8 protein-coding genes are annotated in these 12,931 nt (G+C 60.5%); 3 read left to right on the forward strand and 5 right to left on the reverse strand.

Annotation, left to right across the window (positions count from 1 at the left end; genetic code table 11):
- Positions 1 to 16: 16 nt before the first annotated feature.
- The 4 genes from PVA01S_RS00540 to PVA01S_RS00555 all read right to left on the reverse strand — a co-directional run bounded on the left by PVA01S_RS00540 (position 17) and on the right by PVA01S_RS00555 (position 9,005).
- A complete protein-coding gene (locus tag PVA01S_RS00540) occupies positions 17 to 1,303 on the reverse strand; it encodes a vWA domain-containing protein (protein ID WP_127604310.1) in 1,287 nt (428 codons plus the stop codon).
- Positions 1,300 to 3,708: a hypothetical protein gene (locus PVA01S_RS00545; protein WP_127604312.1), complete on the reverse strand. Its 2,409-nt coding sequence runs from the start codon at positions 3,706 to 3,708 to the stop codon at positions 1,300 to 1,302. Before PVA01S_RS00545 ends, PVA01S_RS00540 begins: the two co-directional genes overlap by 4 nt.
- A 54-nt stretch (positions 3,709 to 3,762) precedes the next feature.
- The gene (locus tag PVA01S_RS00550) at positions 3,763 to 7,152 is read right to left on the reverse strand and encodes a tubulin-like doman-containing protein (protein ID WP_127604314.1); all 3,390 of its coding nucleotides are present in this window, start codon (positions 7,150 to 7,152) and stop codon (positions 3,763 to 3,765) included.
- Between the two features lie 71 nt (positions 7,153 to 7,223).
- A complete protein-coding gene (locus PVA01S_RS00555) occupies positions 7,224 to 9,005 on the reverse strand; it encodes a vWA domain-containing protein (protein WP_244932864.1) in 1,782 nt (593 codons plus the stop codon).
- Between the two features lie 190 nt (positions 9,006 to 9,195).
- On the opposite strand from PVA01S_RS00555, the gene PVA01S_RS26395 reads away from it, so the two are divergent.
- The 3 genes from PVA01S_RS26395 to PVA01S_RS00565 are packed head-to-tail and all read left to right on the forward strand — an operon-like array spanning position 9,196 to position 11,997.
- Positions 9,196 to 9,366, forward strand: a complete 171-nt coding sequence (locus PVA01S_RS26395) for a hypothetical protein (RefSeq protein ID WP_164751690.1) — start codon at positions 9,196 to 9,198, stop codon at positions 9,364 to 9,366.
- Positions 9,335 to 10,309, forward strand: a complete 975-nt coding sequence (locus tag PVA01S_RS00560) for a hypothetical protein (RefSeq protein WP_127604316.1) — start codon at positions 9,335 to 9,337, stop codon at positions 10,307 to 10,309. Before PVA01S_RS26395 ends, PVA01S_RS00560 begins: the two co-directional genes overlap by 32 nt.
- 14 nt (positions 10,310 to 10,323) lie before the next feature.
- Positions 10,324 to 11,997 carry a hypothetical protein gene (locus PVA01S_RS00565; RefSeq protein WP_127604318.1) on the forward strand — a complete coding sequence of 558 codons (1,674 nt, stop codon included), beginning with the start codon at positions 10,324 to 10,326 and terminating at the stop codon, positions 11,995 to 11,997.
- A gap of 142 nt (positions 11,998 to 12,139) precedes the next feature.
- On the opposite strand, the gene PVA01S_RS00570 is transcribed toward PVA01S_RS00565, so the two are convergent.
- Entirely contained in the window at positions 12,140 to 12,925 is a 786-nt protein-coding gene (locus PVA01S_RS00570) for a glucosamine-6-phosphate deaminase (protein ID WP_127604320.1), read from the reverse strand.
- Between the last annotated feature and the right edge of the window lie 6 nt (positions 12,926 to 12,931).

The following is a 12,931-nucleotide window of genomic DNA, read 5'->3' on the forward strand; positions in this document are numbered from 1 at the left end:
CTCCTCCTTTAGCCCGTTACCGGAATCGTTTGCCGGTCCGCTCGCCCTGCGTTCCGGTTCGCTCCGGCAGTCTGCCGTAGCCGGATGCCGGCCGGAACGGGCGCAAGCCCGCTCCGACGCCGCTTTCCTTCACCGCAAACAGGACGGTGGACAGCGACAGCACCACGGCCAATATGAGGTCAGCGGCCGCACGAGTCAAAGCCGGGTGGTCCGTCGGCAGCCCGCCTTCCAGCACGAGTCCCGCCAGCAAACCGGCCGCCGACCCGCCGAGCAGGAAGCTTCTCGCCAAGTAACGGTTGTCGAACACGATGCCGAGCGAAAGCCCGAGCAGCCCGCCGACAACCAGCATGATCGCAACGCGGAGCGACGCGCGATATACGCTGTCGGCCTCCGGTCCGGATCGCTCCTCCAGCAAGTGCCCGTTCTGCTGGGCCGCATAAATATGGCCGATCGCTTCCGGAATCCGTTCGGCTTGCTCCGCGTGCCGGTACGTCCCTCCGGTCGCCTCCGCCAGCTGCAAGAGCAGACGTTTGCCCTCTTCGTTCCCCGGCGATTCGATGCCGACGGTGTGAATCGCAAAGCCCCGCGACACATAGGGCGCGGTGACGTCAGCGACATTCGTCTCGCTGTACCCGTCCGAAATCAGAATGACCGCTCCGCGGTTCGCCGGTGTTCCCGATACGTTCATCTGCTCGATCGCTTGCCCGAGCGCTTTGCCGATATCGGTCTGTCCAACCGGCTCGGGCGCGCCCTCCAATTTGCCCGCAATATCCCGTCTGACCGCCTCGTCCTTCAAGCCGACGAGCGGTTGAAGCCATGTCGTATTTTCATTGAAAATCGCGACGCCGACCCGCTTGTCCGCCGACATCTCGGCCACGAGCGAAGCCGCCGCCATCCGGCTCTGCATGTTCGGGTCGTTCTCCTTCATGCTCTCGGACATGTCGAGAAGCAGCACGTAATCCTTCGGCGCCGCCTTGCGTCCGAAATCAAGCCCGTATACCCACTGGAACAGCGCGCCGCCGGCAAACAGCAGGACGAAGGAAGCGGGCACCAGCCACTTCCATCCTTCGGCAGCGTAACGCAGCCGCCAATTTGCGCCGTTCAGCTTGGGCGATATCGTTTCCGCCAGCAGACAGCCGGCCGTCACGAGAAGGGCGAACAGCCCGAAGTACAATCCCATCAGCAGCGTTTCGTGCAGCGAGCCCGACAGGCGGCCCAGCAGCCATTCTCCTGCGATAAAGCCTGCCAGTCCGCCCGCCAGGGCGAAGCCGACGAGCAAACCATTCCATTTGCGCCGTTTCAACGGCTATCCCCTCTTTCCTTGGCGTCCGCCCCGGAAGCCGCTTCCGGCTCCGAAGCTTCCCATCCGGGCCTATGGAACCGGTAACCGTTCTGCAGGTACGTTTCGTAAAATCGCCTGCCGCCCCGGTAAACCATCAAGTCCTCCCGGCGGAAACCGCCCATAATCCGCAGCTTCTCGACTCCGCTGCGCCGCTGCTCGTGCATGCAGCCCAGCTTCGTTTGCGCCTGTTCCCCGGACGCCAGCGCATAACGGAGCAGCTCGCTGTCGGCATCGCCGAACAAGTAGCTCTCCTCATAGCGGTGACGATGCGTAAACCGGTACACGTCCACCCGAACGGCAGACTCTTCGTCCAGCGCCCGGCATAAATCCCGGTACAGCTCCTCCTTGGTCAGCGCCTGCCGGTTCTCGTAGCTGACGGTCACGTTGGCCCGCTCGAGCAGCTCCTGTTCGAAAGGCTGCGCGAACAGCGAATGAGTGAACCAATCGCTCCGGGCTACCTGCATCAGCCGCTCCGCATAAGCCTCGTCCCCTTGTTCCAGGAGCTTCGCCACGGAACCCATACGCCGCTCGTCGAACTCGAATCGGGTTCCCCAACGCGTCTCCAGCTCGGCCGCGATGACCTCCACCGCCTGCGCATAGTATTCCTCGACGTTGCGGCCCATCTCGTCGTTCGCCTCGGAGATGCACAGACGGCACGCTTCCTGCAGCCGCTTGTCGATCGCCTCAAGGCGCTCCGTGTACCGCTTGAGCCGTTCGTGCGTCTCCTCCAGCAGCTGCTCGTAACGCAGCAATAGCTCGCGCTTCAGCTCCAACCGCAGCAGCTCGCGCTTCAGGCCGTACACGCGGTCCAGCAGCGCGCCGACCGTCGCCTTCACATTCGGCTTGGCGCCGAACAGGCCGAGCATGCCGCCGCGGGCGGCGGGCAGCCTGTCCGCGCTCTCTTCGTAGAGCGCATCCAGCTCCGCGCGCCCCGCCGTAAGGCGCCTGTCGTTCTCCAGCCGCCATTCGCGCACCGCGCCGGTCAACCCGTGGCGCTCATCCGCCGACGTCCAGCGGTATACGGCCCACAGCCCGTACCGCGGATCGCTCACCAGCCGCTGCTCTACGGCTTGGCGAAGCCGTTCCGCATGGCTGGCCGCGGACAAGGCTCCCCGCAGCCGCTCGCTCTGCCGCTCGAAGAAATCACGGGCGTTGCTCCCGAAGAGCGCGCTCTCCGCCTGACGCAGCGTCATGCGCCGCAGCTCCGGGACGGACATCGGCTCGTAGAGCAAGCCATGCATCTCTTCAACCGGGTCGGGCAGCTGAGCCATGGCGGCTTGCACGACCGTATCGGCTTGCCCCGCATCGAGTCCGAGCGCTTCCAGCAGCTCGCGCTGTCCGGCTTCGCCCCTCTCCTGCATCAGCCTGAGCAGGCGGCGGTGCAGGGCGAGCAGCACCGTGAGCGCGATCGCCCGGTCCGGGCGGGTCGCCTTGGCGAGCCCCGCCGAGGCATAGTGCGCTTCGGCCGCCCCGGGCGGCATCATATTTTGCCGGAACAGCTGATGATTGTACGGGTTGTGCCGGATTTCGGCGTCCGCCGTCTGGCGGCAGCGCAAGAAACTTAACCGGCAGACAATTTCTGCGCAAACCGCCGTATCGTCTTCGGCGAACCGTCCGCGCTCGTCCTTGTCCCCGAGCATGTAAGCCGTATCGAACAAGGGCGAAGGCGGATGGACCGCCGGCAGCTTGAGGCCGTCGGCCGTCACTTGCAGCCCGGCCTCGAACCGGAACGAGCGGCTTTGCATGCGGTCCAGCTCGTGCAGGAAGCTGACGCCAAGCGCCGCATCGTAGGCGTAATCGCCGTGCGCCTGCTTCTCCCGCAGCAGCGCGAACAGATCGGCCGAAACCGTGCGGAAGCTTTCGGCGAAGACCGATTTCAGCAGCACCGTCAATTCGGGAAGCAGGGCGTTCCAAGGATCGTCCGCGCGCGTGATCACGGCGACGTGCACCTGCATCAAGGACGCGTACAAGCGTCCGCTTTCCCCGATCCGGCCCACGAGCCGCCGCAGCAGCCCGTTCAACTCCTGCAGCTTCTCCTCGCTGCCGTACAGCGTTTGGGGCAGCCGGGACCTCAGGGAGCGCTTGTCGTCCGCATCCGCAGGCACCGGCGGCTGCCACTGGAAAGCATGGCCGGCCACCGGCCCCGTCAGCTCCTCAGCCCCCGCATATACATACATCACGCCTTCCGGATGCGTCCACTGTGTGCGATTCAGCTCGAACAGGCGTTCGAGCGCCTGCTTCGACCGGTCGCCGACGACGAGATAAACGAGCGGATGGCGGAGGCTCCGCCGCTCGTCCCCGCCCGATTCCGTCCTGTCCTTTCGTTCGGCGTAGTGATCTGTAAACGCCGCGAGTCGTTCCTTCATGTGCGCTCTCTCCCCCAGCCGGACGAACCGTTCCGGCTTTCTATCTTGTCAGCCCTATTTCAGGCTGCGCACCATCTCGTTCACTTTGCCGGCCATCTCTTTGTAGAACCGGTACAGCTCTTCCCCGTTCACATAATCGCCGCGGTCGTAATCGAGCGCCGCCTTGGCGTCTTGATAAACGCCGGCCATTTCCTGCAGCTTGCCGAGCAGGTCAGAGATGTCTTCGGATGCGGTCATTTGCCTGCTCCGTTCGGACGATTTGCGCTGCAGCTGGGCCATCTGCTTCGGCTGGAGTCCGCGCAGCTTGGCGTATATTTCGAAATCCAGGAACCGTCCGGCCTGCATGACATTGGCGAACGGCTCCCACGGGTCTTCGTCGGGCCCGTGATCGTACACATAGAGCGCGCCTCTGCGGACAATCGTTCCCGTATACATCGCCTCGATGAACTGCTTCATCAGCCGCTCCTCATCCTGATGGGCGGCGATCACCTTATCGAGCTCCTCGACGCGTTCGCGAATCTGTTCGTATTTGCGGATTTCTTCCTTGACCAGCCGCAGCAGCTCCGGCGAACGGATCAGGTTTTCTTTCGCCATCTCTTCGCTGACGCTGCCGAAAATATCCTTCACGCTCACCGGCTCCAGCCCCTGCTCAAGCAGCGTCCGCAGCTCCGTCGCGCAGCGCTTGACCTCGCTCAAGTTCGGACGCGCTTCCTGCAGCTGCATCGCGTAGGACGCGACCTTGCGTTCCAGGTCAAGCGGTCCCGACAGCACGCACTCATAGCGGTGGATCGCTCCGGAATCGGCCGCTTTCTCACGGATGCAGCCGAGCGCAAGCGCCCGGTCGAACAGCGCGCGGACCTCCGCGTTGTAACTGCGCACCCGTCCGTTCACATAGGTGTCGCCCCAGGAACGCTCGGGAATCGGCGACGGCAAGTACGTCCAGTTTACTTTGTCGGTCTGCACGAGATGCCGGCCGATCCCTTCGGGCTCCAGAATCGAGCGCTCGTAGCTTTCCTCGTATACCTTAAGCGGCGTATACAGGAACAACGGCACGCCGTTCTGCGTGTTCAGCCAGAAGATGCGGTTCTTCACCTCGCTCTCCTTGATCGTGAACCGCGAATTGGCGATCGCGTTGTCTTGAAAATTGCGGATGCCCTTGAAGATGTTCGGCGCCTTCACCGGAACCGAAACGAAACCCCACGACGGAAAATTGAAGTGTCCCGACGAATTGGTCAGATGAAACACGGGCTTCGCCTCTTCGTACAGCCTTCCGGCGATGCGCTGCTCCACCAGCTTCTCGATCGAATCCTCATGGCCGTATTGGATGATCAAATATTCTTCCATCGACTTCGTGATGAGTTCGCCGAACTGCTCGGTGAGGAAGTCCGAAATCGAGCCGACGATATCGACCTCCTGCTCCTTCACCCAATGGTTGGCCTTCGCCAGCAGCTCCTGCGTAAAATCACGGATCAGCTCCTGCGAGTTGCGGTCCTCCGTCAACCGGCCGATCATCTTCGCCATATCCGGCACGCTGACGACGTTCCAGTAGTACGTTTTATTCCCCTTGTGGTCGACCTGCTCGTCGCCGTTCATCAAGATTTGGCCGTTTTTCTCGAAAATCCGGTTCAGCTCGTTCAGCAGCTCGGTGAACACCTGATAGATCCGGGAGTTGTCCTGGTTGATCAGCGTGTACAAATCCTCGTAAAACTCGATCATCTGCTCCATCCGCTCACGATCCGCGTGCAGTAGGTACTCCTGAATTTTGGCCTCGATGTAAGCATCCTTCTTGCGGTCCTTGGAGATGAACGCGCTCTTGGCTTCGCCGAGCTTTTGCAGCGCGCTTTCCTGAGCCGCTTCGAGATCGCGCGGAAGCCGCGCCAAATTTTCCTTCAAGGCTTCGATGTAGGAGGAGATCAGCTTCAGCAGGCAGAAGCCCTTGTCCTGCAAGATCATGCGCGACGCATAGAACGGCCCCTGCTCCGGATGCAGGAACACCCGCGTAATCTGCTCGGTGAACCGCTCCTTGATCTCGCCCGGCAGCTGCTTCCGGCATTTGATATATTCCTCGCGCGCGCGGGATAAATAGCTTTGCTCCAGCTCCGTGTCGACGTGCACGACCTGCTGCTTCACGACGTTCGCGTAACTGAGCCGCTCGCTGTTCTTGTAGCCGGGCAGCGGCTCCGGCACGCGTTTGTCGAATTCGCGGTGGATCGAATCGGGATCGAGCCCGAGCTTATGGGCAAGCTTCTCGACGTCCTCCTGGGACGGACCGGCATTGAACATGTTCTCCATGCGCTGGAACACTTTATAAGCCAAATAAGTCGTCATCTCTTCAATCGGCAGCACCGCCGACGAAGCGCCCAGGATGTTGTATTGATAGTTGGCCGCATACGCCTTCGGCATCTGGTTAATATTCGTGCGGATGTTGCTGATGTAGTCGTGAATGGCGAACTCCTCGCCGGATTGCTTCTGCTCGCTGGCCATAAAATTCGTGATATTCTCGGCCGTTACGTTCATGCAGTAATCGTAGGCGTTCTCCAGCAGCTTGCCCTCGAGATTCGTCGCCGAAATCAAGTGGGCGAGGTTGAAGGGCGGCATCGGCGATTGGACGTTCAGAATGTTCGCATACTGCTGCCGGAACCGCTCCCCACGCTCGTCGACGTTCATCCAGTAGTCGAGCTCCTTGAGGGCGGCATAGCCGTTCTTCTTGATATATTCGCGCGAATGCTCGGTCAGGCTTTTGTTCGCCAAATTGACGTCCGGCGTAAACAGGTAGCCGAGAATGCTCACCTTGTCCACCCCGGCCGCACCGTAATCACGCTCGAGAATGCCGCGGACGATGTACGAGATGTCGAGGAAGCAGCCGCTGCCGGTGCCTCCGGACAAGCCGGTCAGCACGAACACCATCAGCTTCTTGTTCGTGCCGACCATCAGCGATTTGATTTTGCGCTCGATCGTCTGCACGACCTGCACGATCTTGGTAAACAGCAGCAGACGCCCCGCCTGGCGGACGCCGGATGCGCCGTTAATGCCGTCGGTAATCGTCAGCTCCGGCGACAGCCATTCCTTGATGTACGGCTCGAGGATGCTGCGGTTTTGCAGCACGCTGCCGATTTCGGCGTTGGCAAGCAGCACAAACTCGGTCATCGGGTCGAGGCCGATGCCTTTGTACCTTTTGCCCCGGTCGTGTTCGTTCGTCTCAAAGGCGAGAAACTCGATATTGTCAGGCTTTTCGCGCTTTTTCTTGGTGTACGGGTCCTCGGGCAGCTTAAACCGGCGGTTGACCTGATACTTTAAGCGGAGCAGCGCATCGATGCCGGTTCCTCCGAGACCGATGACCAGCATCGGGTTGTCGATCGTATCGACCCGTATTTTCTCGCTGACGATGCCACCGCCGAGCGACACGTCGAGCTGCTGAATATGTTCTCTTACGACTGCTTTCATGTTTGACCCTCCTATGGGATAACGATGAACGGTTAGAATGCTCAAGCTTGCTTGTCTCTTTCATGAAGCTGCTATTTGATGTATTCGAGCGTCACCGAGCGGTGGACCCCGCTGAGCATAATGCGGATGCGGTCTCCCGCCCGCAGCTCTTTGCCGCCTGCCGCGTCCAGTACCCGTCCGCCCTTCTCGATGACGCAGGCCGACCCGTTATACAGCAGCAGGCTGTCGTTCGGCCCGGGGCGGAACGTCAAATCCTTCGTCTCGGCAAATTCGGGAGCGAGCTGGAGCAGCTGGTGAAGCGTGACCTTGCCTTTGAAGGCGTCCAGGTTGCGGTACTGCGGGGTTGTCCGCTCTCCCGTATCTTCGTCGCGCACCTCGATCACCATCTGCCCGACGAAGCCTTTGTTCGCTTTGCGCCACAGCGCCAAGCCGTACAGCCCCGCAGCCGCAGCGGCCAAAACGCCGGCGGCGATCGCCGCCCACGCCCCGGCCCCGAGACCCGGCTCCGCCGCTTCCGGCCCCGATTGCGGTGACGGCGCCCTGCCGGCGGCACCCGCCGCCGACAGCTTGACCGGGTCGGTCTCTCTGATGTAGCCCGCATCCTCCGCCCTTACCTTCAGCTCGTATTCGTGCGCTTCGGGCAGCTTGTAGCTGCCGGCAATTCCCTGCGCGCTGGAGACGAGCGGCTTTTCCTCCGTCCTGCCGGTTTGCAGATCCTTGACGATCAGCGTCGCTTTCAAGCTTTTGTACAGATCCGCATCTCCGGCTTTCCGGCCGCCCGATTCCAAATACGCTTGAACTGCAACATCATCCCCCACCTTCCACGTCTGAGTAGGCAAAGGCTCCATTTGCAGCTTCAGATCGTAGTTGTAAATGAGGTTGATCTTGATCTTATCCTTCGGCGCGCCCTTCACCTGCAGCTTCCAGGTCCCTTGTGCGGGCTGCAAAATTTTGAGAAGCGAATAAGCCCTTGACGACGAAAAGAGAATCTTGTCCGAAGGTATAGGCACCTCCGTGCCCTTCGGATCGGAGAGCTTCAGCTCCACCGGGGAACCGGACATGATCGAGATGTTCGCCTCCTTGACGCTGGCGTTCGGAATGTCGAGCGCCACCTCCTGGAAGGCCCCGCTCCCGTTCAGCTCTTGAATCGGCAGCACCTTCAGCTTCAAATGGCGGGCATAGATTTCGCTCAGGATGGCCGGCAGATCGTCGGCCGAGCTGGTCACGAACGATTTGGCGTCCGTTTCACCCGCAATCCGTTCGAGCGCCGATTGGTTCAGCTGACCGTCGGCATTCAGTCCGATCGTATAGATCGGAATGCCTTCGGTCTTGGCCCGCTCGACCGCTCCGGCCAGTTCCTTGTCCGACTGCTCCTGCGTCCTGCCGGCAGGCAGCGAGTTGTTGCCGTCCGTCAGAAGGACGACCAACGGGGTATGAGCGGGATCGGCTCCGTTCTCCAGCACCTTCAACGCCTCATTCACACCGACGGCCAGATCGGTGTAAGGCCCGCGGTCGAGCTGGTCGATGAAAGTCTTCACGCTCTGCTTGTCCGACGCGTCCTTCATCAGGAGCATCGCTTTCTCGCGCATAATGCGGTCCGTATAGGCGACGACGCCGATTTTGTCGCCCTGTACCGAAGCCATGTCGACAAAAAGCTTGACGGCTTCGAAGCTTACCTTATTCACGTCGCTTTCGTTCATGGATGTGCTGACATCCACCGCAAGCACGGCGTCCATTCTCGCATCGCCGGCCGGCCCGGCCGGCCCGGCCGTCTGTGCCGCAGCCGTCTGCAGCGGGAGCACGGCCAGCAGCAGCGGCAGCAGCGTGCGCGGCCATAGGTTTCTTTTTCTCACAGCGGGTCATTCCTCCAAACAAGCGCCTGCGCCCGAAGGCTGTCGCTCTTGTAGTATTTTGTCGGATAGGGTTGTACAATGTTCATTACAGTCGCTAGTAATTTAATATAATATCTGGTCCTAAATAAAAATGCTACTCAGCGAATTCTTATCATTTTCTTAAGATTCTCGCTGTCCTGGGGAGAGTGCCATGCTAACCTTGATCGTTTTGCTTGTCGCCGCATTGTATGCAGGGGTCCGATTGCTGACGTTCGTCTATTATAAAAAACACGACATTTCGCTCGCACAAATCGACGAAGCTTTGGCCGGACGCTTCAAGGAGGTGTCACATGAGTCCAAAAAAACCCATCCAATTGACTAAGACGATGCGAACGGCCTATTTGTTTCAACGTCTGCGCCAATGCAAGCGCTGCGGCGCCTACACCTGCCTGGACGCCGAGAGCTGCCCGGATTGCGGCGCGGTGCAGACGTGGATGCCGCTTCCGAAGCCCGCGGAGGCGGTGAGCCGGCAGCGCGCCTATACGGACATGCTCGTTCTCGGCATCTTCGCGGCGGCGGGCTTTCTTGTGGCGCGCAGCTTTGCCGAGATGGCGGCTGCCTTAGGGACCGGCGCGGTGCTGATCGCGGTTTACGCCAGAATCCGCCAAACCTATGAGCCTTATCTCCTTAGACGTATATTGAGCCGTCTACTCCTGCAAGAACATGAAAAAATTCGTCGAGGTCTGCTGCAGGATATCGACAAGGCGGAAGCCGACCTGAAGGCCGAAGACTACAAATCGGCGTACGAGAAATTCCGCGAAATCGGATTTTTCATCAAAGACAACCCGATCCGGCTGCTCAAGCTCATGTGCCTCAACCGCTTCATTCTGCGCAGCGATATGGAGCTTGAGCTGACCTCGCTCATTCCGGACCGGTTCGACGGCGATTTTGTGGCCTATCTGCTGGAGGTCGGCCGGGTCAAGCCACAGCTCATTGACCGGCCGACGATCCAATATGTCGTGAAGCACCGCGAACAGATCGAACGACTTCCGCACGGTTCGGAAGTGCTGACGGCAGCAGCCGCAGCGGCGCTGCGCATCCGGTCGCATCTGCCCCTCTACCGCAGCCTTGTGCTGGATTATGCCGACGCGCTGCCGGAGGACCGGCTGCGCCGGCTTCAACAGCTTGCGGCAGAACGCGCGGACGAGGATCCCGAGCTGTTCGAACGCGTGCGGCAAACGGTGAACCGCCGCTTCGGCGGCGACGCGTCTAAGCCGCAAGCCGTACCGGTACTGTCCGGTGAAGATGCTCATTCCAAATCGTAAAGGCGGGAAAGTTTGTGAAGGGGTTTACCTATCAACGTGCGAACCGCGTCAGAACGGCAGCTGCCGTGATGCTCGCGATCATGCTCGCCCTGGCGGGCTGGAAAACGTATGCGGCGCTGCAGACGGTTCGCGCGTACAAGCAGGCCGAAGCACATAAAGCCGCAGGGCGGCTGATGGAAGCGGAGGCGCAGTACCTGAAAGCGAGCTCGGTTCCCGGCTTCGACTACCGCAAGGAGGAAATATCCGCCTCCCTCGCCGAGCTGCAGCCGGTTGTTCACACGATGCGAACCGTGGCCTCGCTCTCCGCTTCGATTGCCGAAGCGGCTGCTTCCGGCAGCGTGGCCGGATTGGCAAAGGCGCACGCCGACTACCAGGAAGCCAAGCAGCAGCACGCCGCGCGGGGGGCAGCCGACGCCGAGCGGTTCGCACAGGCCGCAAGCGAAGCGCACCTCGAAACGGCGCTCGCGGACGCCTTCTCCGCTGCCCGCAAAGCGGCGGAGAAACGGCTTGCGGGCAGCAAGCCCGCGGACGACACCGGCAGCGCGGCTTCCGAGCTGATCCTGATTCCCGCGGCGTATTACGGCGGCGACGCCGCCAAGCGCAAAGCGGTGAACGCGCTGCTCCAGAGTCGCGATACGGCGAGGCTGGATGCGCTCGCCAGAACGAAGCCTTACAAGGAAGTATGGAAGCTCGGCGAAGAATTGAGGATCTCTTATGAACGGCTGGGCTGGGAGGCGGCATGGATCGCGCCGAAGCTGGAGAAGCTCGCACTCGGTTCGCTCAGCATCGTCGAGAAGCAGGATTTGGGGAAATTTCTGGACGCTGCGCAGCAGCTCAAATCGTATGAGGCCTGGGCCGGGCCGGGCAGCAAAATCGACGCGTATGTCGACTCGGTTATCCGCAATCGGCTGGTAAAAGCGGCTGCGCTTGCCGACAGCGGCAAGTACGACGAAGCCATCGCCCTGTATCGGACGATCGGCGATTACCGCGACACGTCGAAGGAGCTGCTGGCGGTTGAGCAGCGGAAGCTGGCGAACGACCCTCAGCAGCTGCTGCAAGCAGCCGGCGCCCCGGGCAAGCTGGCAGCGGTGACGAGGCTCAAAGGACGGGACGGATCCGCGCAGGCGGCAGCTTTGAGCGAGACAGGCACGCGGCTTTTCTTTGCGCAGCTGCAAGCGGACGGCAGCCCCGGGCTGCTTGAAACCGAACTGAGCCCCGGCGTGAAGCCCAAGTCGGTGCGCTACTCGGAGCCGGCAAGTCCGGGCGGCGACAAGCTGCTGCTGATCGAAGGCGTTTCTGCGCAGCGCAAAGCGCGGTATGTGCTCGTGCAAATCGGCAATACCGGGCTGCATCCGGTTCTTGACGTGGAAGCGGACGCGATAATGTCCGGTCAGGACGGCGAGCTGACGGTTGCCCGTCCGCTGTCGGCGGAAACCGGCGCGTCGGACGCGGGAGCCTTGCTGCGCGGCTATTACCGCTACGAGCAGGACCATTATGTGCTTGTTCGAGCGGAAAGCGCTGAGCCGGATCGGGCTAAGAACGAGCCCGCTCAACCAGAGGAAACAAAGCCCGACCTTGGCAAGCCCCATCCGCCGGAGCCCGACGCGGGTAAGCCCGAAGGTTCCGGCAGCGAGACGCAGCCGGAAATACCTAAGAAACCGGCGGAAAACGGGACTCAAAAACAGTAATTCATTGAAGCCATTGCAGGACTTTGGAAAACGAGGATGCGTCGTACTGTTTTTCTCAAGTGCCTCCCTTTGATCACGACAACAATAAAGCCACAGAGATCAAAGTCGTCTGTGGCTCGTGATTAAGAATGAAGCTGGCGGGCTATCCATATGAAGTCATATCAAACGAATCGTTATCCACATACAAGGTGCAATTCAGGTGGGTGCGAAGGACCGTCGCCGGACATGCTGTCGTAATGGAAAGCTTTAACGTATTCCTAACGGCTTCGCGTTTGGTCGGACCCGGCACCATGCAGAATAGTCGGTAAGCGGACATAAGTACAGGGATCGTTAAGGTTAGGGCGTGTGTAGGCACCGCATTCAGATCCGGAAAGCACCCGTCGTTGACTTGCTGTTGTCTGCATGCGGTCTCCAGCGGGATCGCTTTAACGGCATAAGGATCAGCGAAATCAGCTACAGGCGGATCATTGAATGCAAGGTGCCCGTTCTCGCCGATCCCGAGAAATACGAAGTCGATCGGCGCTTCCTGCAGCAATTCCGCATACCTGCGGCACTCCGCCTCCACTCCGTCGCTGCCATCGATCAGATGAACCACTCCGGGCTGTACTTTGTTGAAGATGCTCCTCTTGAGAAATTCCGAAAACCGTTGCGGCGAGCCTTGCGGTAAGCCGATGTATTCATCCATATGAAATGCGGTTATTCGATTCCAGTCGATGCCATCCTCCAGAGCTAACTGCTCCAAGAACTCATTCTGGGAAGGCGCGGCTGCAAATACAATACGAACTTGCTCCTTCTCCTTCAGCCGGTTACGGACTGCTTCCGCCGCCTCGCTTCCCGCTGCCCTACCCAGCTCGCGTCGGTTGGCATACACCCCGACCTTTAAATGGTCTGCCGTCAAACTTCGCTCAGGCTTGATGCTGATTGTCATACGGCT

Source organism: Paenibacillus validus NBRC 15382 (assembly GCF_004000985.1).
Classification (GTDB): Bacteria; Bacillota; Bacilli; order Paenibacillales; family NBRC-103111; genus Paenibacillus_G; species Paenibacillus_G validus.

Coding starts and splice junctions, on each gene's coding strand:
- PVA01S_RS00560 (WP_127604316.1), top strand. CDS start 9,335: ATGAGTCCAAAAAAACCCATCCAATTGACTAAGACGATGCGAACGGCC.
- PVA01S_RS00545 (WP_127604312.1), bottom strand. CDS start 3,708: ATGAAGGAACGACTCGCGGCGTTTACAGATCACTACGCCGAACGAAAG.
- PVA01S_RS26395 (WP_164751690.1), top strand. CDS start 9,196: ATGCTAACCTTGATCGTTTTGCTTGTCGCCGCATTGTATGCAGGGGTC.
- PVA01S_RS00550 (WP_127604314.1), bottom strand. CDS start 7,152: ATGAAAGCAGTCGTAAGAGAACATATTCAGCAGCTCGACGTGTCGCTC.
- PVA01S_RS00570 (WP_127604320.1), bottom strand. CDS start 12,925: ATGACAATCAGCATCAAGCCTGAGCGAAGTTTGACGGCAGACCATTTA.